The following is a 24093-nucleotide window of genomic DNA, read 5'->3' on the forward strand; positions in this document are numbered from 1 at the left end:
CCTTGCCGCCATGGTTTTGGCTACCATCAGCGCTACCGGTGCTCGCCAAGCCGTAGGAATCCGCCATGACGCATCACACCATTGCCGTCGGGCATATCGCCCAGATCCTGCAAGGCGCGCGCAGCCGGGGCGTGGATGTTGATCGCGTCCTGCTGCGCGCCGACGTGCCGCCTGCGCTGTTGCAGGCGCCGATGGCGCGCGTGTCGCAAGCGCAGTTCGCGCAGATATTGCGGATGCTGCGGCGCGCCACCCGTGACGATTTTCTGGGCATGGGACAACACCCGGTGCCGCTGGGCGTGTTCGCGCACGCATGCCGGCTGGCCTTGCAGGAAGCCACCATCGGTGATGCGCTGCGCGTGGCGTTCCGTTATTACCACGGCGTGCTGCGCGACTTCACCGCCCGCCTGTGTGTCACGGGCGACGCCGCCCACATCGTGCTGGACGCCCGTGGCGCGCGCCACTGCACGCAGTGGTACGGCGAGCGCACCTTTCTCTTTTTCACGCTCGGCGTGGCCAACTGGCTGGCCGCGCGCCGCATTCCGATTCTGGGTGTGGACTACAACGGCGGCACGCGCAGCGCCGATGCGCATAAGGTGTTCCATGCGCCTGTGCGCTATGGCCAGCCGGTCACGGGCCTGTGGCTGGAGTCGCGCTGGCTTGCGCTGCCCGTCGTGCAGGACGCGCAATCACTGAAGGCCTTTCTGGCCAATGCGCCGTTCGACCTGCTGGTGAAGTACCAAGACCGCGCCACGCTTACCGATCGCATTCGGCGGCTGCTGCGCAATGACTTGTCAGCCGACCTGCCGTCGCTCGCGCAAATCAGCGCGCATTTGTCGATGACGCCGCAAACGCTCAGGCGGCATCTGCGCGAAGAGGGCCAAGGCTTCCAGGTGCTGAAGGATGACTTGCGGCGCGATGCGGCGGTGGAGTATCTGGGGCGGCATGAGTTGTCGTTGATGGACATCGCCGAGCGCCTGGGCTTCTCGGAATCCAGCACGTTCCATCGTGCATTCAAGAAATGGACCGGCGTGTCGCCCGGCGAATACCGGCGCCATCAATTGGTGTGTGGCCCCCGCGCACCCGCTGACACTTTCCGCCAATCCATTTGACGCCTGCGGCCATTGCCGCCATGCGCGCCCGGCGGGAAGCTAGGGGCTCGTCAACGGCTGGGCAGAAGACTGCCGGCCAGACAGCACAGCGGGCCACAGAGACCCGCGCCGCAGGAGACAACGGTGATGTATCTGACGCAAGGCCTGCACCGCGCCAGCAGGCTGTATCCCGGCAAGACCGCGCTGCGCGAAGACGCGCAGCGATGGACGTATCCCGAACTGCTGGCCTGGGCCGCACGCAAGGCCGCCGTGTTGCGCGCCAGCGGGGTGCAGCCGGGTGACCGCGTCGCGTTGTTGGGCGTGAACAGCGCCGCCTATGTGTCGTCGATGCTGGCGTGCTGGTGGCTGGGCGCGGCGATTCAACCCTTGAACACGCGCTGGAGCAGCGCAGAGCTGACGCAAGGGCTGGCAGACGGCGCACCGCGCCTGCTGTTGGTGGACGACGCGCTGGCCCCGCGCCTGGATGAAGTCACCCCGCCGTCTTCCACGCAGACCGTGTCGTTCGCCACGGTGGAAACGCAAGCTGAATCCGCCGCGCCCCTTGATGATCTGCGCGCGGGCGGCGACACGCTGGCCGCCATCTTGTACACGGGCGGCACCACCGGCTTTCCAAAAGGCGCGATGCTCACGCACGCCAATCTCTGGAGCGCCGCCGTCGCCCGGCTGGCCACGGTGCCCACCGACGCAGACAGCTGCGTGCTGCTGGTGGCGCCGCTGTTTCATGTGGCGGGGCTGGGGCGCTTGATGGGCCAGTTGCTGGCGGGCGGCTCGGTGGTGATGCAGCGCGGTTTTAACCCCAAGGCGGTGCTGCGATCCTTGCAAGATGACGGCGTGTCCGAAGTGCTGCTCGTGCCCAGCATGATCCAGATGCTGCTGGATGACCCTGACTTCTCAAGCTATCGCCTGGACGGCGTTCAGCGCGTGATCTGGGGCGCATCACCCATTGCACCGGCCTTGCTCGACCGCGCGCTGGCCGCATTTCCGCAAGCGGAATTCGTACACGCGTATGGCATGACGGAAACCTCGGCGCTGGTCGCCATCCACCGCCACGTGCGCCACGGCGGTGCGCGCATGCACTCCGTGGGCCGGCCCGCCGTGGGCGTGGAAGTGCGCATCCTCACGCCCGATGGCGAAGAGGCTGCCGTCAACCACGTGGGCGAACTTGCCGTGCGCGGCCCCATGGTGATCTCGGGCTACTGGAACCTGCCCGACGCCACCGCCAGCGCGTTCTCACAGGGGTGGCTGTTGACCGGAGACGCCGCGCGCATAGACGAAGACGGCTACCTGCATGTGGTGGACCGCCTGAAAGACATGATCGTCAGCGGGGGCGAAAACGTCTATGCCGCTGAAGTCGAGGCCGCGCTCGCGCAGCACGAGTCGGTCGCGCGCTGCGCCGTGATCGGCGTGCCGCACGAACGCTGGGGCGAAGCCGTGCACGCCGTGATCGTGCCGCGTACGGGCCATGCGCTGGATGCGGACGCGCTGCGCGCGCATTGCCGCCCGTTGCTGGCCACCTACAAATGCCCCAAGAGCTATGACTTCCGCAACGAACTGCCGATGTCTGCCGCCGGAAAAGTATTGAAGTCCGCGCTACGGCAAGGCTATGAACCCCCGCGTGCGGCAACGGCCGCCACGACCCCACAGGAGAAGCAGGCATGAATCGAAAAGTATGGGTGGCCGGTGTCGGCATGATCCCGTTCAGCAAACCCGGTGCAAGCGATCCCTATTCCGTGATGGGCATGCGCGCCGTGCGCGAAGCCTTGACGGATGCCGGCGTGCCTTACGACGCCGTGCAACAGGCTTACGCCGGCTACGTGTACGGCGACTCCACATCCGGTCAGGCGGTGGTGTATGGCGTGGGCCTGACGGGCATTCCCGTCTTCAACGTGAACAACAACTGCGCCAGCGGGTCGTCGGCCTTGTTCCTGGCGCGTCAGGCCGTGGAAAGCGGCGCGGTGGAATGCGCGCTGGCGGTGGGCTTTGAGCAGATGGTGCCGGGCGCGCTGAAGGGCGTGTACGAAGACCGGCCGTCGCCGCTTACCGAATTCGTGTCGTCGATGTCGGGCCTGCAAGGGTACGACACCGACAAGCCGCGCGCCGCGCAATTCTTTGGCGGCGCCGGGCGCGACTATATGAAAGAACACGGCATCCGCGCCGACACGTTCGCGCGCATTTCGGTCAAGGCGCGCCAGCACGCCGCGCGTAATCCGTACGCCGTGTTCCGCCAGACCGTCACCTTGGACGAAGTGCTGGCCGCGCCCATGATCTTTGATCCGTTGACGCGGCTGCAATGCTGCCCGCCCACCTGCGGCGCGGCGGCCGCCATTCTGTGTTCGGAAGATTTCGCACGCCGCCACGGCTTGAACCCGGCCGTCAGCATCGCCGCGCAAGCCATGACGACCGACACCCCATCCACCTTTGGCGAACAGGACATGCGCAAACTCGTCGGCGCCGACATGACGCGCGCCGCGGCGGATCAGGTCTACGAGGCCGCGGGCGTGGACCCGGCCGATGTAGACGTGGTGGAACTGCATGACTGCTTCACGGCAAATGAATTGATCACCTACGAAGGCCTGCGCCTGACGCCCGAAGGCACCGCCGAAAAATTCATTGTCGATGGCGACAACACCTACGGCGGCCGCGTGGTGACCAATCCTTCAGGCGGCCTGTTGTCCAAGGGCCACCCACTGGGTGCAACGGGCTTGGCGCAATGCACGGAGCTGGTGTGGCAGTTGCGCGGGCAGGCCGACTTGCGTCAGGTGGAGGGCGCAAGGCTGGCGTTGCAGCACAACCTGGGGCTGGGCGGCGCGTGCGTGGTCACGCTGTATCAAGCGGCCTGAACCCAGCCGCCTGATGCCAGCCGCCTGATTCCAGCCACCTCAGTCAACAACAAGGAAAAATTCCCATGTTGGACACCCGCCATATCGGCGCCAAGCTTCCCGCCTTCACCACGACGGTGGAAGCCGGCCGCTTGCGCTTCTTCGCCAAGGCGACGGGCCAGGACGACCCCGTCTACACCGATGACGACGCGGCGCGCGCGGCCGGCCATCGTGGCCTGCCCGTGCCGCCCACGTTCTTCTTCTGCCTGGAAATGGACAGCCCGCGCCCAGCTGCCATGCGGGAACTGCTGGGCATCGACATCGGTCGCGTGCTGCACGGCGAGCAGGGCTTCACGTACCACGCCATGGCCTGCGCGGGCGACGTGCTGCGCTTCGAGCCGCGCATCACCGACATCTATGCCAAGAAGGGCGGCGCGCTGGAATTCGTGGTGCGCGAAACGCGCGTAAGCGACGCCGCAGGAAATCTGGTGGCCGAGATGCGCGCCGTGACGGTGGTGCGCAATGGCTAAGGGGGCAGACATGGAATCACGAGGTTTGGATGCACGAAGCGTCGACCCCCACCGCCTGGACGCTGCCCGCGCGGGCGATGCGCTGCCCGGTTTCACCGCCGGCCCCATCAGCCGGCATGCGCTGGCGTTGTACTGCGGCGCCTCGGGCGACCACAATCCCATCCACGTCGACATCGACTTCGCACGCGCAGCCGGTATGGACGATGTGTTCGCGCACGGCATGTTGTCCACCGCCTACCTGGCGCGCTTGCTGACGAACTGGGCGCCGCAATCGGCCTTGCGCGAATTCGCGGTGCGCTTCGTGGCGATCACGCATGTGGGCGATGAAGTGCGCTGCACCGGCCAGGTTGTCGAACGTTTCGACGCGCAAGGCGAAACGCGCTTGCGCGTGGAACTGCAAGCGCGCAGCCAGGCAGGTGAACTCAGATTAAGCGGCGTGGCGGTGTTGGCCGCGCGTTGAAAACCAAACAGGAGCAAGACAATGGGAACGCTTGAAGGCAAGGTTGCGCTGGTGTCAGGATCGGGACGCGGCATTGGTCAGGAAATCGCGTTGAAGCTGGCGCGCGAAGGGGCGAAGGTGGTGGTCAATGACCTGGACGCCGGGCCTGCCGAAGATACCGTTGCGATGATCCGGCAGGCGGGCGGGCAGGCGCAGGCGTGCGCTGGCAGCGTCACGGAAACAGGCTTTGCGGAACGCTTTGTCGGTACGGCCATCGATACGTTTGGCGGCCTGGACATCATCGTGAACAACGCCGGCTACACCTGGGACAACGTCATCCAGAAGATGACGGATGAGCAATGGGACGAGATCCTGGCGGTGCATCTGTCGGCCCCGTTTCGCATCTTGCGCGCGGCCTCGGGCTTCATCCGCGAAGCCGCCAAGGCCGAAGCCGCCGATGGCCGCGAAGTGTTCCGCAAGGTCGTGAACATTTCTTCGACGTCGGGCGTAATGGGCAACGCGGGCCAGGCCAATTACGCGGCGGCCAAGGCGGGCATCAATGGCCTGACGCGCGCGCTGGCCAAGGAATGGGGGCGCTACAAGGTCAACGTGAACAGCGTGGCGTTCGGCCTGATCAAGACGCGCCTGACCGAAGCGGCCGCCGATGGCGACGCCACGCTGGATATCCAGGGCCGGCAGATCAAGGTGGGCGTGAACCCGCAGGTGCTGAAGAACGCCGAAAGCCTGATCCCGATCGGGCGCGCCGGCACGCCGGCCGAAGCGGCGGGGGCGGTGTATCTGTTCTGCCTGCCTGAATCCAACTACGTCAGCGGCCAGGTGCTGGTCGTGGGCGGCGGCCGTCCGTGAACGGCCAGGAGACCACGATGGACACGCCACGGCAAGGCTGGATGGATGCCGACCTGACGCTGTTTCAGGATTCCACGCGCCGCCTCTTTGAAAACGAATTTGTGCCTGACGAAGAAAAGTGGCGCAAGCAGCAGCACGCTGACCGCGAGGTCTGGCATAAGGCCGGGCGGATGGGCCTGTTGTGCGTCAGCATGCCCGAAGCGTATGGCGGCGGCGGGGGCAGCTTTGCGCACGAAGCCATTGTGGCGGCTGAGCAGGCGCGCGCCATGGTCTACGGCTTCAGCAACAACGTGCACAGCGCCATTCTGGCGCACTACATTCTGAACTACGGCACCGAGGCGCAAAAGCAGCGCTGGCTGCCGAAGATGGCCACGGGCGAACTCGTGGGCGCCATTGCCATGAGCGAGCCGGGGGCCGGGTCCGACTTGAAAAGCGTGCGCACGACGGCAGTGCGCAACGGCGATACGTATGTGGTCAACGGCTCCAAGACCTTCATCACCAATGGCCTGCATGCCGACCTGATTTGCGTCGTCGCCAAGACTGACCCGCAGGCCGGGTCGCGCGGCGTGTCGCTCGTCATGGTTGAAACGCAGGACTTGCCCGGCTTCCGACGCGGGCGGCTGCTGGAAAAGCTGGGCCAGAAAAGCCTGGACACCGCCGAGCTGTTCTTTGACGGCGTGCGCGTGCCCGCCGCCAACCTGCTGGGTGAAGCCGAGGGCCGGGGCTTTTCCCAGCTGATGCAGCAACTGCCGCGTGAACGCCTGCTGATTGCGGTAGGCGCGGTGGCCACCATGCGCCGCGCCATCGACGATACCGTGGCCTACACATCCACGCGGCAAGTCTTTGGCCAGCCGCTGATCGACATGCAGAACACGCGCTTCAAACTCGCTGAATGCGAGACTGTCGCTACCATCGCCGCACGCTTTGTCGACGACTGCATTGCGCGGCAGCTGGCGGGCACGCTGGACCTGTCCACCGCTGCGATGGCCAAGTGGTGGACGACCCAGATGAACTGCCAGGTGATCGATGAATGCCTGCAACTGCACGGTGGCTACGGGTACATGCTGGAATACCCCATCGCCCGCATGTATGCGGATGCGCGCGTGGGCAAGATCTACGGCGGCTCAAACGAGATCATGAAAGAAATCATCGCCCGAGGCATGACCGCCTGACGCGGCTCACCCGACGAGCGGGAACCGGAGACAACGGATGCAGCAAGCGCACTATCAGTACTGGCCCAAGGGGCTGCCGGCTGAGATCAGCCCGCCCCAATCCAGTCTGTATTTCAACCTGGAGGCCGCGGCCACGCGCTATCCCGCCAAGCCCGCCATCGTGTTCTATGACACGGTGCTGGACTACGCGCGGCTCAAGCGCGAGGTCGACGCCATGGCCGGTTATCTGCAACACGGCGCGGGCGTGAAGGCGGGCGACCGCGTGTTGCTGTTCAGCCAGAACTGTCCGCAGTTCATCATTGCCTACTACGCGGTGCTGCGCGCGGACGCGGTGGTGGTGCCGGTGAACGCCATGAGCACGCCGGAGGAGCTTGCGCATTATCTGGATGACAGCGGCGCCCGCGTGGCGTTCGCCGCGCAGGAGCTTGCGGGGCGCCTGGCGGGCTTTGTCGAAGACGGCCGGCTGGACCGCGTGATCGTGCATACGTATTCGGATTATCTGGGGGTAAGCAAGTACGCATACTCGGACAAAGGCGAAGACAAAGACCGGGGGACGGACAACAAGGCAGACGACAGCAGCGTGGCGCCGCCCGAACTCATCGCCGCACCGCGGCGTGCGCCGGACGTTGCCGGCGGCGTGCCGTGGTACGGCGCAATGGCGGTCAATTCGCCGCCGCTGCCGCACAAGGCGAAGGCGGGCGATCTGTGCCTGCTGCCCTACACATCCGGCACGACCGGCCGGCCCAAGGGGTGCCGCCACACGCACGGTACGCTGGGCGCGGCGGTGACGGGGTCGCAGCTGTGGCGCGGGCTGACATCCGAAGCGGTCATCATGGGCGTGGCGCCCCTGTTCCATTTGCTGGGCATGCAGAACTGCATGAATCTGCCGATCTTGCTGGGCGCCACCGTCGTGCTGCTGCCGCGCTGGGACCGGCACGTGGCCGCGCAACTGATGGCGCGGCATCGCGTCAGCGTCTGGGCCGCGCCGCCCGCGATGATCGTGGACTTCTTCGCACAACCCGGCATCGAATCGTATGACCTGTCGCGCCTGGCCTTGCTGTGCGGCGGCGGCGCGCCCATGCCCGAAGCGGTGGCGGCGATGCTGGCCGAGCGCTACGGCATCATCTTCAACGAAGCCTACGGCCTGACCGAGACCGCGTCCTTCCTGCACTGCAACCCCATGAACCGCAACAAGCGCCAATGCATCGGGGTGCCGACCTTTGGCGTCGACACGCGGGTGGTCGACCCGTCCACGTTGCAGGAACTGCCGCCCGGTGAAGTCGGCGAACTCGCCACGCGCGGCGCGCAGATCATGCAAGGCTATTGGAACAACCCGGCGGCGGATGCCGAGGCCTTCTTCATGCTGGATGGCCAACGCTATTTCCGCACGGGGGATTTGGGGCGGGTCGATGAAGACGGCTATTTCTTCGTCACCGACCGGCTCAAGCGCATGATCAACGCGTCGGGCTACAAGGTCTGGCCGGCGGAAGTCGAGAACGCGCTGTACGACCACCCCGCCGTCCACGAGGCTTGCGTCATCGGCGTGCCGGACGCGTGCCGTGGCGAAACGGTAAAGGCCTTGCTGGTGTTGCGCCCCGAGGCGCGTGACAGCGCCAGTGAAGACGAGGTCATCGCCTGGGCGCGTGCCCGCATGGCGGCATACAAAGCCCCGCGCATCGTGGAGTTTGTGGACGCGCTGCCCAAGTCCAGCACAGGCAAGATCCTGTGGCGGCAATTGCAGGAAGCGGGGCGGGCGACGGCGTTGAGCGCCGCCAGTGGCTGAAAGCCGAAAGTCCTACCAAAGCGTAATGAATTCGTTGCGTTAAACCCATTCTCAAGAACGACAGAGGAGGTGACACTCAAGGGTCTTCGCCAACTGCACATGCCTGCCTGTTCTGACGGCTGTCGCGGCGCGTGACGACAAGGGGAATCGGTATGCGGACGCAGGTGGCAATCATCGGTGCAGGGCCGGCTGGCTTGATGCTGTCGCATCTATTGCATTTGCAGGGTATCGAATCGGTGGTGCTGGAAACGCGCAGCCGGGAAGACATCTGCGCAACCATTCGCGCCGGCGTGCTGGAGCAAGGCACCGTCGACTTGATGACCGAAACCGGTCTGGGCGGCAGGCTGCGGCGCGAAGGTTTTCGCCACGAAGGCACGGTGTTGCGCTTTAACGGCGTTGACCGGCGCATTGATTTCGTTGAACTCACCCAGGGCCGGGCCGTGATGGTCTACGCGCAACACGAGGTCATCAAGGACCTAGTTGACGCGCGCTTGGCCGCAGGCGGCGACATCCGCTTCGACGTCAGCGGCGTGTCTTTACATGCGCTGGAGTCCACGCACCCCAGCGTGCGCTTTACCGGGCCGGACGGCAGCACGCATATTCTGGAAGCAGACTTCATCGCCGGGTGCGACGGCACGCACGGCGTGAGCCGCGCCGCGATCCCTGCGCACGCGCGGCAAACCGCCGAACGCCACTACCCCTTCGGCTGGCTGGGCATTCTGTGCAAGGCCCCGCCGTCTTCCGATGAACTGATCTACGCGCTGGGCGACGACGGCTTTGCGCTCGTCAGCACGCGTTCGCCGCAGGTGCAACGCATGTACCTGCAATGCGACCCCGGCGATACGCTTGACGACTGGTCCGACGACCGCATCTGGTCTGGCTTGCGTGCGCGCTTGGCCACGCGGGATGGGTGGGAACCGAAAGAAGGCGAAATCTTCAGCAAGACGGTGGTAGGCATGCGCAGCATGGTGACCGAACCGATGCGCCATGGCCGGCTGTTCCTGGCGGGCGACGCCGCGCATGTGGTGCCGCCCACGGGCGCCAAGGGGTTGAACCTGGCCATGTCCGATGTACGGCTGCTGTCGCGTGCGCTCACGCGCTATTACCAGCACCGCAGCGAAGAACTGCTGGACCAGTACAGCGCCTCGGCGCTGCGCCGTATTTGGCGGGCGCAACGATTCTCATGGTGGATGACGTCGATACTGCATCGCGCGCCCGGCGCGGATGCGTTTGAGCGCAAAGTGCAAGACGCCAACCTTGACTACCTGACCCGTTCACGTGCCGCCTCTACGGCGCTCGCGGAAAACTACGTGGGTTTGCCGATGGAGGCGCCTTGGGATTGAATGCAGTGATACCCGCTTAAATTCCCTGCCCCAGACAGAGCGATGCCATCAGAGCAACACCGGGTGCAACACCGGGTGCAACACAGAGCGCAAGACAAAGGAGACAACACATGGCAGGAACCCACCCGGGCGCGGCGCCCGCGCGCGCCACCGCCGACATCGGCGCGTTGCTGGATAACGGCCCGTTCACCGGCACGCAGAAGATCGTCGTGATGCTGGCCGCGCTGGCAATCGTGATGGATGGGTTTGACGCCCAATTGATCGGCTTTGCCATTCCGCTGATGATCAAGGAATGGGGCATCACGCGCGAAGCCTTCGCCCCCGCCGTGGCTGCCGGGCTGATCGGCATGGCAATCGGCAGCGCCTGCGCCGGGCTGTTCGCCGACCGCTTCGGGCGGCGGATGGCGGTGATCGTCAGCGTCTTCGTGTTCGGCGCCGCCACCTGCGCAATCGGTCTGGCGCCCGACCCGCTCACCGTCGCCGTGCTGCGCCTGATCGCCGGCCTGGGCATCGGTGGCGCGCTGCCCAGCTCCACCACGATGACCGCCGAATTCACGCCCGCACGCCGGCGCACGCTGGCGGTTACGGCCACTATCGTTTGCGTGCCGCTGGGCGGCATGCTTGCCGGGTTCTTTTCGGCCCACGTGTTGCCGCTGTATGGCTGGCGCACGCTGTTCTTTGTCGGCGGCGCGTTGCCTTTGGTGCTAGGCGTGGTGTTGATGCGGACCTTGCCGGAATCGCCACGCTTCCTGGCGCGCCGGCCCGAGCGCTGGCCAGAACTGAATGTGCTGCTGGCGCGCATGGGGCGGCCCATGGCGCAAGGCGCCATCTATACCGATGCGGTGGAGCAGGCCATCGAGCAACGCGCATCGGCCAAGCAGGGCGGGGTACGCGCGCTGTTTGCACGGGGCTATCGCGGCGACACCCTTGCCATCTGGGTGGCGTTCTTCATGTGCTTGACGGCGGTGTACAGCGCATTCAGCTGGTTGCCGACGATGCTGTCGGCCGAGGGCTTGCCGCTGGCGGTGGCGGGTTCGGGCCTGACCGCCTACAACCTGGGCGGCGTGATCGGTGCGCTGGTGTGCGCCGTCGCCATGACGCGTTGGGGCTCGCGCTGGCCGCTGGCCATCTGCTGCGCCGGCGCCTTTGGCAGCGCGTTCCTGATGCTGAAGCTGAACGTGCAGCAAGACACATCGCTGCTGGTGTTTGGCTTCGGCGTGCATGGGCTCTTCGTCAACGCCGTGCAATCCACCATGTACGCGCTGTGCGCCTTCGTTTACCCCACGGGCGTACGGGCAACGGGCACGGCGTCGGCGCTCGCGTTCGGCCGGCTTGGCGCCATCCTCAGCGCCTTCGTGGGCGCTACGGTGATCACGCTGGGCGGTGCGCACGGCTATCTGATGATGTTGGGCACGGTGATGGTGTTTGCGTTGATCGCCCTGTTGCTCTTGCGCCGCCACATCCCCGCGCAAGTTTCCCCTGACCTGACGCGCCCTGTTGCGCATTCCGGAGTGTCACGATGAACCGCAATCCTTGTTCTGGCGCGGGGTTGTCTCCGCGTGATTGGGACAGCCACCCGGCGTACCAGTACGACGGCTACCGCTCAACCGCCAAGCGTGGGCCCCTGCAACCGCTGATTCCATTGAAGGCCGCGCTGGGCGAACTGCGCCAGCCGGTCTACGGGCACGCGTGCGTGGGCGAACTGGATCACGACCTGACGCGCAACGCGCGACGTCCGGGCGACCCGGTTGGTGAGCCAATTGGCGAACGCATTGTGCTGGCCGGCCGCGTGCTGGATGACCGCGGCCGGCCCGTGCCGCACACGCTGGTGGAAATCTGGCAAGCGAACGCCGCCGGGCGCTACGTACACAAGGGTGACCAGCACGACGCGCCACTTGACCCGAACTTTCTGGGCGCGGGCCGCTGCATGACCGACAGCCAGGGCCGCTACCGCTTTCTGACCATCAAGCCGGGCGCGTATCCCTGGGGCAATCATCCCAACGCGTGGCGGCCGCAACACATACACCTGTCACTGTTTGGCCAGCACTTCGCCAGCCGGCTGGTGACGCAGATGTACTTCCCCGGCGACCCGCTGCTGCCATTGGACCCGATGATCACCGGCACGCCTGAACGGGTACGCCGCCGCTTGATCGCGGACTTCAGCCTGGACCTGACGCAAGAGGGTTACGCGCTGGGCTATCAGTTCGACATCGTGCTGCGCGGGGCGGATGAAACGCCCTTCGAACACCGCTAAAAAGGCCCGCCATGCTGATGCAAGGTTTGCAAGACAACTTCGGACAGACCCCCTCGCAAACGGTGGGGCCGTACTTTGCCTACGGGCTTACCGCCGCGCAGTACGGATACCCGTTCAACCAGCCGTTTGATGCGGTTGTCGCCACCGATGCGGCGCATGGCGAACGTATCCTGCTGGAAGGGCGTGTGCTGGATGGCGATGGCGTGCCGGTGTTTGACGCGCTGGTTGAAATCTCGCACGTGGATGGCGACGGGCGCTATCCGCAAGACGCGGACCAGGCGGAACGCATGGGCTTTCGAGGCGTTGGCCGCTGCGGCACCGGCACCGACCCGCAGCATCGCTACGCGTTCCACACGGTCAAGCCCGCAGGGCAGGCCGAGGCCGACGCACCGCATATCAACATGATCGTGACCATGCGCGGCTTGTTGCTGCATGTGTTTACGCGCGTGTACTTCGACGACGAGACGGCGGCGAACTCGCATGATGCCGTGCTGAACAGCGTCCCTGCGTCACGCCGCCACACCTTGCTGGCCCGGCGTGTGCAGCGCGGTGCCGACATCGTTTACGCATTCGATGTGCACATGCAAGGCTCGGAAGAAACGGTGTTCTTTGACTGCTAGCCGGGTTTGCGGCGTGCCGCGTGCTGCACACCGCAAGCCGAGGCGGCACAATGCCCCTCCGGCTATACCGCGTACACAACCCGATGCGCCTCGGTCGGCAGCGGCAGATCCCAGCGGTGCAGCATGCCGGTCAACGTCTTGTTCGACAACGATGTGTCGCGCCGGCTGTTGCGGCGCAGCAGTTCGGCACGCGGTTTTTCCAAGTACACCAGCTCCACCTCGGCGTGGTAGGCGTAGAGCAGGTCCAGCGTCTTCTTGCGCATCAGCTCGCTCAGGTTCGTGGCGTTCCACACGAATGGCGCTTTGCGGCGCAGCAGTTCACGCGCGCGCTCGATGGCCAGATGCGCCACCTTGCCTTCGTTCTTGCCGTGGCGCAGGCCGAGCTCTTCGCGGGCATCGTCGAAGGAAATCACCGGCAGGTCGGGGTAATGCGCGTTCACCCACGTATTCTTGCCCGATGCCGGCAGGCCCGACATCACGATGACGCGCGAGCCCGGCTCCTGGAACAGCGGGTAGTCGGGGTGCACGTCCGCACCGCGAAAGTAGCTGACCGCGGTGTGCGCGTCGGCGAAAGCCCGGGGCTGTTCAAAGCAGCCGTCATCGCGCGCCAGTTCGCAGAACAGCGCGATGTTGTCCAGCACCCGCTGCGCATCGGCGCAGATGCGCCCACGCATGTCGGCTTCTGCCAGCATCGCCAGCAAGGGCAGGCTGACGTGCCATGACAATTCACGCGCGATGAACTCGGGCGGCTTGCCCCGGCGCGAGCCTTCCAGCGCAAAGAACGGCACCTGATGCACGCTGATCAGCCGGCACACGGCCTCGCGCACGGCGAAAGGCGCGCCGGCATCCCACAGCGCGATGCGCGCGTCGATAGCGCCCTTGCGCGAATGGCCCGGCTGGCCGATGGCGCCCGTGACGGGGTCGATGACGGTGGTGCTGTGCTTGGCCACGTCTTGCAGCAGGGCGGCCAGAAACACCACTTCCTGGTCAGCGCGCGACGCGGTCTGGTACTGCGGCAGCGCCAGCAGGGCGTCGACCACCATCATGGTGTGCGTCCAGACATCGCCTTCGCCGTGATAGCGCGGGTCTTGCGGGGTGGTCTTGGCCAGTTCCAGGGCGGGGAATGCCGCCAGGCACGCGGCGTAATCCGGTGATTGGCCGGGCTCGGGCGCCAGCGCCCGCAGGGTATCGAATTGCATGATCGTTCCTTATTCTTGGGCGCTGCCGGCGCGCAACGTGTCCCAGTCCACCGTCAGGCGCGGCGCATAGAGGTCCACGCCCGCGGCCAGCAGGTTCGGCACGTAGGGCTGTTCCGAGTGATGCTTGTCGGAATCCAGAATGGCCTGCACGAAGTCGGCGCGCACCCATTTGTAGCGGGCCAGCGTTCTGCCATCGGCTTCGACCTTGATGTACAGGCCTTCCGACAAGTCCGACTTGTCGCACTGCTTCCACGCACGCGTCAGGTCGTGCCCTTCGCGCAGCACCGTGGCTTCAAAGGCGGCGCGCCAGTCGCGCGTCTTGGCAAGCGACGGCTTCAGCAGGGCTTTCAGCGTGCTCAGTTTGGCGGGCGCCACGCCTTCGTACAGCACGGGTACCGATAGCACCGGACCCTCCGCTAGCAGCACACGCCGCGCATCGGTGGACAGGAATTCGCCCGTGTGGCGGTCCAGCACATCGAATTCGAAGAAGTGATGCGGCAGCGCGTCGTAGAAAACAGAATGTTTCTTCGACAGCGTTTCGCCGTACATCACGTAGCGGTCTTCCAGGCGTTGCAGCAGCCAATCCGCATGCGCGGCGGCCCAGGCCTTGACGAAGCTGAACTGCCGTTCGCGGCCGCCGCCCACCAGATAATGGCCGCGCGATTGCAGCAGCAGTTCGCCCGACGGGCTGAAGCTGATGCCCGTGTTGGCGCCATCCAGCTTTTCTTCAACGACCAGATGCAGGCCGGCCAGCTTGCGGTAGGGCGCGTGGTCATGGCCTTCGTCGCCGTCTTGCAGGCGCGAGCCTTCAAGGTGCGGCGTGCGGGGGTAACGGAACAGGTCCAGCGATTGCGCGTAGGCGCAGAAATCCAGCGTCATGGGTCTTCTCCAAAGCAAATAGGGGAAGCCGACGACGCAGTCTGAACGGGGGGGAAAGCGGGAGTGTGTGTGTGCTTTCTGGAACCGCGCTTGAACTCTGGTGTTGGGGCGAAGACGAAGGCGTCTGGCCGCAAGGGCGAGCAAGCAGACCGCGATTACCAGGGAGGTAGTCGTCGGCGTTTAGGCGAATTGACGAATGGCAGACACGGTTGCACTCAAGAGAAAAGGGGGTGAAGAAGAGAAAACGAGCAGGTCAAGCAAAGAGGGCCGAATCCTAAAACAGCGCGCCGCGTCTTGTCAACGCAAGGCGTGGCGCGCTGGCCACGACATGCTAGGCCGTGGTGTCGCCAGCCGCTTCGGGCTGGTAGACGATTTCTTCGATGGTGCCGGCGTGTTCGGTCTGGTTGGGCGCCGTCCACGTAATGCGCTGGCCCTGGCGCGACCCGAGCAGGCTCAAGCCCAGCGGCGACAGCACCGAGACCTGGCCTTGCGCCAGGTTTGCGTCCGCGGGGTAGCACAGCGTGACGAGGAGTTCCGTGCCGTTGTCATTCAGCAGGCGAAGGCGCGAGCGCATCGTCACGATGTCGGGCGTGACTTCTTCGATGGCGATGATGGGCGCGGAATCCAGGATGTCCTGGGCGGCGTCGATCGCGTCGCGCGGCAATGCGGCGGCGGTGGCCGGCCGGGTGATCATGCCCAGCAGGCGGGCGTGGTCCAGGGCGGTAATCAGTTTGTCTTGCGGCACGGCGTTCATGTCGGTTCTTCTTAGACGAAATGCCTCGGCCTGCGTATGCCGGCTGGCATGCACGGGGCAAGGCGATGGAGGAGATGACAGCGCTTTGGGAAGAAAATGTTCAAGCAGTGCCGCGACGATGCGTAGCGTTTGAATCTGGCGTGGGAGAGTTCGCCGCCGTGGCGGCAGACGGATCGTGAAGCGTTCCGTGTCCCCGGGGAGAGCCCCACGGGGCTGATTCTTGCATCGAAGCGTGCAGGTTTTGCGCGGGTTGGCGCCCAATCTGCTGTCGGCAAGAGGGGAGTATATAGGCCATCGGCGGGCCGAAGTATCGGAAAAGTCCGAAAGAAGGCAGGGTTAACCCGCCCCCTTTTACAAGATGTTGAGAAAAATCAGCCCTTGATGAAGGCCAACAGGTCCGGATTGAGGACTTCCGCGTGGGTTGTCAGCATGCCGTGCGGAAAGCCCGCGTACACCTTCAGCGTGCCGTTTTTCAGCAATTTGACCGACAGGCGCGAGGCGTCATCGATCGGCACGATCTGATCGTCGTCACCATGCATGACCAGCGTGGGCACGGTGATGGCCTTCAGGTCTTCGGTCTGATCGGTTTCCGAGAAGGCCTTGATGCCCTCGTAATGCGCCTTGGCGCCGCCGATCATGCCCTGGCGCCACCAGTTGTTGATGACGCCTTGCGACACCTTTGCGTCGGCGCGGTTAAAGCCGTAGAAGGGGCCGGCGGCCACATCCAGGAAGAACTGCGCGCGGTTGGCGGCCAGCGCGGCGCGGAAGCCGTCGAAGACTTCGATTGGCGTGCCGCCCGGGTTGCTGTCCGTCTTGACCATCAAGGGCGGCACGGCGCTGACCAGCACGGCTTTGGCGACGCGGCCTTGCGGCTGGCCGAATTTCGCCACATAGCGCGCCACTTCGCCGCCGCCCGTGGAATGGCCGATGTGCACGGCGTTGCGCAAGTCCAGGTGTTCGGCCACGGCGGCGGCGTCGGCTGCGTAGTGGTCCATGTCATGGCCATCGCTGACCTGGCTGGAACGGCCGTGGCCGCGGCGGTCGTGCGCAATGACGCGAAAGCCCTTGCTGACGAAGTACAGCATCTGGGCGTCCCAGTCGTCGCTCGACAACGGCCAGCCATGATGGAACATGATGGGCTGGGCCGACTTCGGGCCCCAGTCCTTGAAGAAGATCTGCACGCCGTCGGTAGTGGTGATGGTGCTCATGGTCGGTGACTCCTGGTGATGAAGCGAGGGGGGGTGAACCGCAGGGGAAGAGGAGAAGCAAGATTAGGGCTAAGACTAAGACTAGGACTAAGACTAGGACTGAGACCAAGACTAAGACTAAGACTAGAGCCAAGACCCGCGCAGGAAAATCCTACGCTGGGTTTGCGCCCTCATACGAACGTATAGGCGGCGGTATGAACGCCGCGTGCTGCGCTTGCTCCGGTTGTGTCGCGCACGCCACGTTGCTTAGTCCAACGCGGCGCGGCGCGCCATTGCCGCCGCCAGGCAGCGGGCGATGGCGTCGGCGTCAACCGGCTTTTCAAGATAGGCGCAGGCCCCGGCGTCCATGACGCGTCGGCGCATGGCTTCCGTGGGAAACGCCGTCATGAAAATCATCGGGAGCCGTCTGCCGGCCGCCAGCAAGGCGGCCTGTAGCTGGTCTCCCGTCATAAGGGGCATCTGGATATCGGCGATCAGGCAGACGGGCTTGCCGGCGTCCGGGTCATGCAGAAATTCGTGCGCGGAACCATACGTGCGTACGGCGTAGCCCAGCGAGCGCACCAGGCTGGACAACGAGACCCTGACCCCGTCGTCGTCGTCGACGATCGCGATCGTTGAGGCGTGATTCATAGACAAATCCTTCCTGCCGCGTGATGCATGAAAGAGCGTCCAATGCGCGGCATGCCTCCTTTATGAACCTTCGCCGCCGTCTGGAAAATCATACGCAGGTTTGGGGCGGGCGCGATCAAGGGCGCGAAACGCCCAGCGCTTCGGCGCTGCGCACCAGATCGGCCAGCGACCGCACCCCCATTTTGCGCATGACATTGCCGCGATGGATCTTCACCGTGATTTCACTCAGCCCGATCAGGCCGGCCACCTGCTTGTTCATCAGCCCCGACACCACATGCGCCAGCACCTCGCGTTCACGCGGCGTCAACGTGTCATAGCGGGCGCGCACATCCCCCAGCGCGGCCGCCTGGTCGCGGCGTGCGCGGTCGCGGTCGATCGCCGCGGCAACCGCGTCCAGCATGTCCTGTTCGCGAAACGGCTTGGATAGAAAATCGACGGCGCCCGCCTTCATGGCGCGCACGGTCATGGGAATGTCGCCGTGGCCGGTGATGAAGATGATGGGCAGGGCAATGCCGAGCGCCGACAGATGGTCCTGAAAATCCAGCCCGCTGGCGCCGGGCAGGCGCACGTCCAGGATGATGCAGCCGGGCGCATCGGGCAGCGTCGCTTGCAGCAGTTCGGCGGGCGAGGCAAACACCAGCGTGCGCAATCCGACCGAGCGCAGCAGGCTGTCCAGCGCGTCGCGCACGCCGGCGTCGTCGTCCACGATAAGCACCTGGGCGGGCGGCGGGGGAGCAGTCTTGTTGGTCGCGATCATGGGGGCGGTGGGTTCAGGGTTCAGGGTTCAGGGTTCTGGGTTCAGGGTTGCGGGCTAGGGGCTAGGGGCTGCGGGCTGCGGGCTGTGAATAGGCACTAGCGTTCAGCCTTTAGAGGCAGGGGGCAGCGTCAGCACGAATCGCGCGCCAGCGCCGGGCTGGTTGCTGGCCGTCAACTGGCCGCCGTGCGCCTGGACCGTGGTGCGGCAGATGGCCAGCCCCATGCCCATGCCTTGCGGTTTGGTGGTGTAGAACGGGTCGAACAAGCGGTCGATGGCGTTCATGTCGATACCCGGCCCGGTATCGGCCACGATGATTTCCACGGCGCTTGGGTCGGCATCGGCATCGGCATCGGCATCGGCGTCGGCATCAGCATCGGCGTCGGCATCAGCATCAGCATCGGCATCGGCATCGGCATCGGCATCAGCATTGGCATCAGCATTGGCATTGGCGAGGTTGGCGCTGATGGACAAGATGCGCGGCTCGGGCAGCCCCGCCATGGCCTGCGCGGCGTTCACCATCAGGTTGACGAGCACTTGCTGAAGCTGGATGCGGTCGCCCGACAGCGCCGGCAGATCGGGCGCAATGGCGACGTGAAGAAAGACGCGCTCGCGGTTCAGCTCGTGTTCGACGAGCCGCGCGGCCTCATCGATGAGTGCGCCCGCGTCCAACGTGTTGCACTGCGCGGGCGACTTGCTCAAAAAAGCGCGGATGCGCTTGACGATCTCACTGGCGCGGCGGCCTTCAGACACGATGCGTTCAATGGAAATGCCCACTTCGTGCAAGTCCGGCGGCTCGCGCCGCAGCCAGCGCATGCCGGCTTCCCCGCTGGTGACCACCGCCATCAGCGGCTGGTTGACTTCGTGGGCGATGGACGCCGTCAGCTCGCCCAGCGTGGCCACGCGCGCCGCGTGCGCCAGTTCGGCCCGCGCTTCTAGCAAGGCGTCTTGCGCCTGCCTGCGTTCAGTGATGTCGGTATGCGTTTCCATCACGCCCACGGAGCGGCCGTTGTGGTCGCGCTGCACCACCCATCGGCTGGCCAGGGTCAGCGTCTTGCCGGCCTGGGTCGTTTGCGCGAGCGTCCCTTCCCAACTGCCCGCTTCCAGCAGCCGGGCCTCGATGGCGGCGCGAGGTTCCGGGTAGCACGTTTGCAGCAGCGCGTCGGCTCGCTGGCCGACCGCCAGGTGCGAGGGCCACCCATAGACCTCTTCGGCCGTGCGGTTCCAGAAGGTGATGGCGCCGGTACGGTCTCGCACGAAGATCATGTCGTGCGACAGGTTCAGCAGCCGGGCCTGGGCCGCCAGCCTTTTGGTGGCGGTCTGGTTCTGTAGCGCCAGTACGGCCGTAATGCCGATGGCGGCCAGGCTGACAAAGGCGCGCACCGTCTGGGAACCCACATGGTTGAAACCGTGCGAGTCGATATACGCCACCAGGGTCAGCGTGATGCCCGCCACGGCGGCGATGATGATGTCGCGCGCACGCGCCGAGCGCGCCGCCAGCATCACAACCACCACATACAACACGGCCACCGCGCCTTCGAAGGTGCTGAGCGAGTCGAACAGAAAGATGGCCAGCGCCAAGCTGGCGGCGGCCAGGCGGCAGGCCAGGAGGGAACCCCGGGGCGCGGACGCATGCAGCCCGTCATGATCGGGCGGCAAGAATGGCAGCCGGGGCGCGCGCGCGCGAGGCGTCAAGAGCAAGAGAAGTCTCCGGGATGGAAGCGGCCAAACCGTCACGGTAGCGGTTGCATCACGCTGCGGCTTGCACGTTATCAATCAACTTTGAACGAAATCATCCTGTTCCGGCGATTAAACAAAGGTATGGGGTGGGGAAACGATCTGCCGATTTCGCCGCTGCCAGGGCGCGCCTATTCTGCTTTCCATCGGGCGGCGAAGCCCGACGGTCTGTCCCCTGAACCCGGAGATTTCCATGAACGATCTTGCTATCCCGTCCCGTCTGAGCGCCCCCCTGCGTACGCCTACTGACTTGGGCGCCCAGGCCCGTGTCGACATTTCGGGCGCGCTGACGGCGCTGCTGGCCGACATGTTTGCGCTGTACCTGAAGACGAAGAACTTCCACTGGCATATGTCGGGGCCGCACTTTCGCGACTACCACCTGATGCTGGACGAGCAGGGCGATGAAATCTTCGCCACCACCGACGCCATTGCCGAACGTGCCCGCAAGGTCGGCGGCACGACGCTGCGGTCGATTGGCCACATCCACCGCACCCAGCGCCTGCTGGACAACGACGCCGACTACGTCACGCCCGAAGACATGCTGGCCGAGCTGGGCGACGACAACCGGCAACTGCTGAGCTTCCTGCGCGCCACCCATGTCGTCTGCGACAACTACAACGACGTGGCCTCGACAAGCCTGCTTGAGAACTGGATCGACGAAGCCGAGCGCCGCAGCTGGTTCCTGTTCGAGTCCACCCGCGCGGCCCGCTAAGCCTGCTGGCATTGCTTGCCCTGATTGCTAAGGAGAAACCCCATGTCTTCCATCACGCCTCTGCCTGCGGGCACGGCGGCTCCCGACTTCATCCTGCCGGCCACGCCGGACCAGAAGGTGTCGTTGCAGGACCTGCGCGGCCGCCCCGCGATTCTGGCCTTTTACCCCGCCGACTGGAGCCCGGTCTGCGGCGACCAGATGGCGCTGTACAACGAAATCCTGCCCGAATTCCACCGCGCAGGTGCGCAGCTGGTGGGCATTTCGGTGGATGGCGTCTGGTGCCACGCGGCCTTCGCCCAGGCACGCAAGCTGCACTTTCCGCTGTTGGCGGACTTTGAACCCAAGGGCGCGGTGGCGCGCCGCTACGGCGTCTACCGCGAAGCCGACGGCATCACCGAACGCGCGCTGTTCGTGCTGGACGCGGACGGCATCATCCGCTGGAGCGAGGTCTCGCCGCTGGGCATCAACCCGGGCGCCGACGGCATTCTTGATGCGCTGGACAAACTTGCCGCGCCTACCCAACACAAAGGAGCCTGATCATGAGCCACCTTTACTTGCCGGTTTCCGCACAGGACCATGCAGCCGGACCCGCCGACGCCCCCGTCACGCTGGTGGAGTACGGCGACTACGAATGCCCGTATTGCGGCGAAGCCTATCCCGTGCTGAAGGCCGTGCAGCAGGCCATGGGCGACCGCCTGCGCTTCGTGTTCCGCAACTTTCCCATTTCGGAATTGCACCCCGACGCGATGCGCGCGGCCGAGTTCGCCGAAGCCGCCGCGCAGGTCGGGCAGTTCTGGCAGGCGCACGATCTGCTGTACGAAAACCAGAACGCGTTGTCGGAGCAGGATTTGGTGGCGTACGGCGCCCGCCTGGGCGTGGGCGGCGCCACCTTGCGGCAGGCTTTTGAAGGCAGCTTCGATAAAAAAATCGAGCAGGACTTCTCGGGCGGCGTGCGCAGCGGCGTGAACGGCACGCCCACACTTTTCATTAACGGACTGCGCTATGACGGCAGGCGCGATGCGGCAAGTTTGATTGATGTGCTGACGCGCGTGGCGGCGAGTTGATAAGCGGAATCTTTCAATTCCCCAGGTATTTTTGATTACTGAACGCGTCGGCCCACATGCTACTTTTTCCTTGCTTTTCAAAGACTAATCCATAAAGCAAGGGAATCAAGAATCATGAATGCTGTGCAAGATATGCGCCTGGCGGCGTCGCCGTTTTCTGCCTCGCGCAGAGGCTTCCTGACGATCGCCGCCGCCGCACTGTGCGCTGGGGCATTGTGGGCAAACCCTGCCGCAGCCGCGGCGGATTACCCCGCAGGCAAGCCGATCAACCTGGTGGTGCCGTTCCCCGCTGGCGGCGGCACGGACTTCATCGGCCGGTTGCTTGCGGCCGAGCTGGGCAAGATTCTGCAAACCACCGTCGTGGTCGAAAACAAGGGCGGCGCCAACAGCAATATCGGCACGGCGTATGTCACGCAAGCCAAGCCGGATGGCTACACCTTGCTGCTGTCGGGGGTGGGCATGGCGACCAATCAAGCGCTCTACAGCCGGCTGCCTTACCGGCTGGATCAGTTGGAGCAGATCGCCATCCTGGCTTACGGCGTAGACGTGTTGGTGACGGCGCCCACGTTTCCGGCCAAGACCTACGCGGAGTTCGTGGAACGCGTGCGCAAGGAACCGGGCAAGTTGTCATATGCGTCGTCGGGCAATGGCACGTCAGGCCATCTGGGCATGGAGATGCTGAAGATGCGCGCCCAGCTGGACATGATGCACGTGCCGTACAACGGCGGTTCGGCGGCCATCAATGATGTGCTGGCGGGCCGCGTTGATACGCTGTTCGTGAACCAGGACACCGTGCTGCCGCATGTGCGGGCAGGCAAGCTGCGCGCGCTGGCGATTGGCAGCGCCGAACGCAACCCGGTGTTTCCCGATACGCCCACGCTGGCGGAAAGCGGGGTGACGGGCTTTTCATCGGAATACTGGTTTGGCTTGAGCGCACCGGCCGGGCTGCCAGACGACGTCTCGCAGAAGCTGTTTGAAGCGACACGCACCGCGATGCAATCGCCGCAGATTCGCGAAAAGCTTACCGCCGTGGGATTGGTGATTCCGACATTGACCGACAACAAGCAGTACGCCGAACTCGTCAATGGCGAGGTCGCGAAATGGGGCGAGGTGGTGCGCGCCTCGGGGGCGCGGATCGACTGATCCCGTCAACGGAAGACGGCATCAACCCGGCACAGGGCCGCGTATGCGGCCTTGTGTCATTTCAGGCCTTGTGTCATTCCAGGCGCTGTGTCATTCCACGCCCTGCGTCGGCATCAGGAAATTCAAGCGGGTCAGCGTGTCCCGCGTGATGTCCACAATGGAATCAATGTGCGCGCCATGCGCCGCAGTCAGGTACGAAATATAAAAGCGCGCGGGCGGAATGGGCGGGTCGCTGGGCAGCGCTTGCAGCACGCCCATCGACAGCATGTCGTGCAGCAACGGCACCGGCAGGATGCCGATGGCGTGTCCGGCCCCGATCAGGCGCGAGATCAGCGCCAGCGAATTCGTGGTGCTCAGCCCCGCCATGTCTACACCGCCCGACCCCAGCCAGTTCTCTACCACCGTATACAACGTGGAAGGCGGCGAGTGCGTGGCGATGTGATGGCCGCGCGCATGCTCGGGCTTGAATGGGTCGGCGGCGATGCGCAACGAGGGCGAGGCCACCCAATGAAACGGCATCCAGCCGATGAACACGTCGCTGACTTCCTCGCTGGTGGCGGGGTTGGTCAACAGCGCCATGTCGAGCTCGCCCGCATTGAGCTTGCGGTTCAGCACCGAGCCCACGTCCACCGTCATTTCCAGCGCCAGCGACGGGTAGTGCTCTTTCAGCTGCGCGATGACGGCCGTCAGCCCCACGTTGGCCGAGCATTCGTCGGCGCCCAGACGAAGCTTGCCGCCCAGCGTGCGGTCTTTGCCGAAGTGTTCCAGCTGCCGGCTGCTGTGCAGCGCGGTCTCGGCATGACGCAACGCGGACTGCCCGGTGTCGGTCAACGTGATGCGTTGGCGCGAACGATCAAAGAGCTGCACATCCAACGTGCTTTCAAGTTCGCGGATGCGGGATGACACCGCGGGTTGGGTGACATGAAGGTGGCGCGCCGCGGCATGAATGCTGCCCAGCTTGGCCGCCCAGTAGAAGGCTTCCAGCTGGCTAAGGGTTATCCGCATGATAAGAATTACTTTTCAAAGTGCGCCGAAATTTTGATTATTTGGGCCGAATTGCCCCGTGCTACCTTTTTA

Annotated in this window: 24 protein-coding genes; 16 read left to right on the forward strand and 8 right to left on the reverse strand. The window is 64.9% G+C overall.

Annotation, left to right across the window (positions count from 1 at the left end; translation table 11 throughout):
- The first annotated feature begins 65 nt into the window (after positions 1–65).
- The 12 genes from HV765_RS23020 to pcaG all read left to right on the forward strand — a co-directional run bounded on the left by HV765_RS23020 (position 66) and on the right by pcaG (position 12936).
- A complete protein-coding gene (locus HV765_RS23020; RefSeq protein WP_175171080.1) occupies positions 66–1109 on the forward strand; it encodes an AraC family transcriptional regulator in 1044 nt (347 codons plus the stop codon).
- A 126-nt stretch (positions 1110–1235) separates the two neighbouring features.
- Positions 1236–2768: a class I adenylate-forming enzyme family protein gene (locus HV765_RS23025; protein ID WP_175171081.1), complete on the forward strand. Its 1533-nt coding sequence runs from the start codon at positions 1236–1238 to the stop codon at positions 2766–2768.
- On the forward strand, positions 2765–3949 hold the full coding sequence (locus HV765_RS23030; RefSeq protein ID WP_175171082.1) for a lipid-transfer protein: 1185 nt from the start codon (positions 2765–2767) through the stop codon (positions 3947–3949). The genes HV765_RS23025 and HV765_RS23030 overlap by 4 nt, the downstream gene beginning before the upstream one ends.
- 65 nt (positions 3950–4014) lie before the next feature.
- Positions 4015–4458 carry a MaoC family dehydratase N-terminal domain-containing protein gene (locus tag HV765_RS23035; protein ID WP_054427133.1) on the forward strand — a complete coding sequence of 148 codons (444 nt, stop codon included), beginning with the start codon at positions 4015–4017 and terminating at the stop codon, positions 4456–4458.
- 10 nt (positions 4459–4468) lie between these two features.
- Complete coding sequence (locus HV765_RS23040) at positions 4469–4918, forward strand: MaoC family dehydratase (RefSeq protein ID WP_175171083.1); 450 nt, start codon at positions 4469–4471, stop codon at positions 4916–4918.
- Positions 4919–4939: 21 nt separating this feature from the next.
- Positions 4940–5764 carry an SDR family NAD(P)-dependent oxidoreductase gene (locus HV765_RS23045; protein ID WP_054427135.1) on the forward strand — a complete coding sequence of 275 codons (825 nt, stop codon included), beginning with the start codon at positions 4940–4942 and terminating at the stop codon, positions 5762–5764.
- A 17-nt stretch (positions 5765–5781) separates the two neighbouring features.
- Positions 5782–6936 (forward strand): acyl-CoA dehydrogenase family protein, encoded by a 1155-nt coding sequence (locus tag HV765_RS23050; RefSeq protein ID WP_054427136.1) that lies wholly within the window; start codon positions 5782–5784, stop codon positions 6934–6936.
- A 37-nt stretch (positions 6937–6973) separates the two neighbouring features.
- Positions 6974–8719, forward strand: coding sequence for a long-chain-fatty-acid--CoA ligase (locus tag HV765_RS23055; protein WP_175171084.1), 1746 nt, complete (start codon positions 6974–6976; stop codon positions 8717–8719).
- Positions 8720–8871: 152 nt separating this feature from the next.
- A complete protein-coding gene (locus tag HV765_RS23060) occupies positions 8872–10062 on the forward strand; it encodes a 4-hydroxybenzoate 3-monooxygenase (RefSeq protein ID WP_175171085.1) in 1191 nt (396 codons plus the stop codon).
- Positions 10063–10172: 110 nt separating this feature from the next.
- Entirely contained in the window at positions 10173–11585 is a 1413-nt protein-coding gene (locus tag HV765_RS23065) for an MFS transporter (protein ID WP_175171086.1), read from the forward strand.
- On the forward strand, positions 11582–12316 hold the full coding sequence (pcaH, locus tag HV765_RS23070) for a protocatechuate 3,4-dioxygenase subunit beta (protein ID WP_175171087.1): 735 nt from the start codon (positions 11582–11584) through the stop codon (positions 12314–12316). Before HV765_RS23065 ends, pcaH begins: the two co-directional genes overlap by 4 nt.
- A gap of 11 nt (positions 12317–12327) precedes the next feature.
- Positions 12328–12936, forward strand: coding sequence for a protocatechuate 3,4-dioxygenase subunit alpha (pcaG, locus tag HV765_RS23075; protein WP_175171088.1), 609 nt, complete (start codon positions 12328–12330; stop codon positions 12934–12936).
- A 62-nt stretch (positions 12937–12998) separates the two neighbouring features.
- Here pcaG and HV765_RS23080 read toward each other — a convergent pair whose 3' ends face one another.
- The 7 genes from HV765_RS23080 to HV765_RS23110 all read right to left on the reverse strand — a co-directional run bounded on the left by HV765_RS23080 (position 12999) and on the right by HV765_RS23110 (position 20061).
- The gene (locus tag HV765_RS23080) at positions 12999–14135 is read right to left on the reverse strand and encodes an AAA family ATPase (RefSeq protein ID WP_175171089.1); all 1137 of its coding nucleotides are present in this window, start codon (positions 14133–14135) and stop codon (positions 12999–13001) included.
- Positions 14136–14144: 9 nt separating this feature from the next.
- The gene (locus HV765_RS23085) at positions 14145–15014 is read right to left on the reverse strand and encodes an RNA ligase family protein (protein WP_175171090.1); all 870 of its coding nucleotides are present in this window, start codon (positions 15012–15014) and stop codon (positions 14145–14147) included.
- Between the two features lie 331 nt (positions 15015–15345).
- Positions 15346–15768: a GreA/GreB family elongation factor gene (locus HV765_RS23090; RefSeq protein ID WP_054427144.1), complete on the reverse strand. Its 423-nt coding sequence runs from the start codon at positions 15766–15768 to the stop codon at positions 15346–15348.
- 371 nt (positions 15769–16139) lie between these two features.
- The gene (locus tag HV765_RS23095) at positions 16140–16976 is read right to left on the reverse strand and encodes an alpha/beta fold hydrolase (protein ID WP_054427145.1); all 837 of its coding nucleotides are present in this window, start codon (positions 16974–16976) and stop codon (positions 16140–16142) included.
- Between the two features lie 246 nt (positions 16977–17222).
- Positions 17223–17606 carry a response regulator transcription factor gene (locus HV765_RS23100; RefSeq protein WP_054427146.1) on the reverse strand — a complete coding sequence of 128 codons (384 nt, stop codon included), beginning with the start codon at positions 17604–17606 and terminating at the stop codon, positions 17223–17225.
- A gap of 115 nt (positions 17607–17721) precedes the next feature.
- Positions 17722–18363, reverse strand: coding sequence for a response regulator transcription factor (locus tag HV765_RS23105; protein ID WP_175171091.1), 642 nt, complete (start codon positions 18361–18363; stop codon positions 17722–17724).
- Between the two features lie 102 nt (positions 18364–18465).
- On the reverse strand, positions 18466–20061 hold the full coding sequence (locus HV765_RS23110; protein WP_217483388.1) for a sensor histidine kinase: 1596 nt from the start codon (positions 20059–20061) through the stop codon (positions 18466–18468).
- A 229-nt stretch (positions 20062–20290) separates the two neighbouring features.
- Here HV765_RS23110 and HV765_RS23115 point away from each other — a divergent pair, with 229 nt between their 5' ends.
- From HV765_RS23115 to HV765_RS23130, 4 genes are all read left to right on the forward strand, one after another.
- Positions 20291–20809: a Dps family protein gene (locus HV765_RS23115; protein ID WP_054427149.1), complete on the forward strand. Its 519-nt coding sequence runs from the start codon at positions 20291–20293 to the stop codon at positions 20807–20809.
- Between the two features lie 42 nt (positions 20810–20851).
- Positions 20852–21346, forward strand: a complete 495-nt coding sequence (locus HV765_RS23120) for a redoxin domain-containing protein (RefSeq protein ID WP_175171092.1) — start codon at positions 20852–20854, stop codon at positions 21344–21346.
- Positions 21347–21348: 2 nt separating this feature from the next.
- The gene (locus tag HV765_RS23125; protein WP_054427151.1) at positions 21349–21873 is read left to right on the forward strand and encodes a DsbA family protein; all 525 of its coding nucleotides are present in this window, start codon (positions 21349–21351) and stop codon (positions 21871–21873) included.
- A 114-nt stretch (positions 21874–21987) separates the two neighbouring features.
- Positions 21988–23016 carry a Bug family tripartite tricarboxylate transporter substrate binding protein gene (locus HV765_RS23130; protein WP_254600690.1) on the forward strand — a complete coding sequence of 343 codons (1029 nt, stop codon included), beginning with the start codon at positions 21988–21990 and terminating at the stop codon, positions 23014–23016.
- 90 nt (positions 23017–23106) lie between these two features.
- Here the strand turns inward: HV765_RS23130 and HV765_RS23135 are convergent, their stop codons facing one another.
- Positions 23107–24021, reverse strand: a complete 915-nt coding sequence (locus HV765_RS23135; protein WP_054427153.1) for a LysR family transcriptional regulator — start codon at positions 24019–24021, stop codon at positions 23107–23109.
- Positions 24022–24093 lie beyond the last annotated feature (72 nt).

The sequence above is a fragment of the Achromobacter kerstersii genome (assembly GCF_902859595.1).
Classification (GTDB): Bacteria; Pseudomonadota; Gammaproteobacteria; order Burkholderiales; family Burkholderiaceae_B; genus Achromobacter; species Achromobacter kerstersii.

Coding starts and splice junctions, on each gene's coding strand:
- HV765_RS23095 (WP_054427145.1), bottom strand. CDS start 16,976: ATGAGCACCATCACCACTACCGACGGCGTGCAGATCTTCTTCAAGGAC.
- HV765_RS23130 (WP_254600690.1), top strand. CDS start 21,988: ATGAATGCTGTGCAAGATATGCGCCTGGCGGCGTCGCCGTTTTCTGCC.
- HV765_RS23045 (WP_054427135.1), top strand. CDS start 4,940: ATGGGAACGCTTGAAGGCAAGGTTGCGCTGGTGTCAGGATCGGGACGC.
- pcaH (WP_175171087.1), top strand. CDS start 11,582: ATGAACCGCAATCCTTGTTCTGGCGCGGGGTTGTCTCCGCGTGATTGG.
- HV765_RS23065 (WP_175171086.1), top strand. CDS start 10,173: ATGGCAGGAACCCACCCGGGCGCGGCGCCCGCGCGCGCCACCGCCGAC.
- HV765_RS23050 (WP_054427136.1), top strand. CDS start 5,782: ATGGACACGCCACGGCAAGGCTGGATGGATGCCGACCTGACGCTGTTT.
- HV765_RS23055 (WP_175171084.1), top strand. CDS start 6,974: ATGCAGCAAGCGCACTATCAGTACTGGCCCAAGGGGCTGCCGGCTGAG.
- HV765_RS23020 (WP_175171080.1), top strand. CDS start 66: ATGACGCATCACACCATTGCCGTCGGGCATATCGCCCAGATCCTGCAA.
- pcaG (WP_175171088.1), top strand. CDS start 12,328: ATGCTGATGCAAGGTTTGCAAGACAACTTCGGACAGACCCCCTCGCAA.
- HV765_RS23135 (WP_054427153.1), bottom strand. CDS start 24,021: ATGCGGATAACCCTTAGCCAGCTGGAAGCCTTCTACTGGGCGGCCAAG.
- HV765_RS23100 (WP_054427146.1), bottom strand. CDS start 17,606: ATGAATCACGCCTCAACGATCGCGATCGTCGACGACGACGACGGGGTC.
- HV765_RS23125 (WP_054427151.1), top strand. CDS start 21,349: ATGAGCCACCTTTACTTGCCGGTTTCCGCACAGGACCATGCAGCCGGA.
- HV765_RS23085 (WP_175171090.1), bottom strand. CDS start 15,014: ATGACGCTGGATTTCTGCGCCTACGCGCAATCGCTGGACCTGTTCCGT.
- HV765_RS23115 (WP_054427149.1), top strand. CDS start 20,291: ATGAACGATCTTGCTATCCCGTCCCGTCTGAGCGCCCCCCTGCGTACG.
- HV765_RS23040 (WP_175171083.1), top strand. CDS start 4,469: ATGGAATCACGAGGTTTGGATGCACGAAGCGTCGACCCCCACCGCCTG.
- HV765_RS23025 (WP_175171081.1), top strand. CDS start 1,236: ATGTATCTGACGCAAGGCCTGCACCGCGCCAGCAGGCTGTATCCCGGC.
- HV765_RS23105 (WP_175171091.1), bottom strand. CDS start 18,363: ATGATCGCGACCAACAAGACTGCTCCCCCGCCGCCCGCCCAGGTGCTT.
- HV765_RS23090 (WP_054427144.1), bottom strand. CDS start 15,768: ATGAACGCCGTGCCGCAAGACAAACTGATTACCGCCCTGGACCACGCC.
- HV765_RS23030 (WP_175171082.1), top strand. CDS start 2,765: ATGAATCGAAAAGTATGGGTGGCCGGTGTCGGCATGATCCCGTTCAGC.
- HV765_RS23120 (WP_175171092.1), top strand. CDS start 20,852: ATGTCTTCCATCACGCCTCTGCCTGCGGGCACGGCGGCTCCCGACTTC.
- HV765_RS23060 (WP_175171085.1), top strand. CDS start 8,872: ATGCGGACGCAGGTGGCAATCATCGGTGCAGGGCCGGCTGGCTTGATG.
- HV765_RS23080 (WP_175171089.1), bottom strand. CDS start 14,135: ATGCAATTCGATACCCTGCGGGCGCTGGCGCCCGAGCCCGGCCAATCA.
- HV765_RS23035 (WP_054427133.1), top strand. CDS start 4,015: ATGTTGGACACCCGCCATATCGGCGCCAAGCTTCCCGCCTTCACCACG.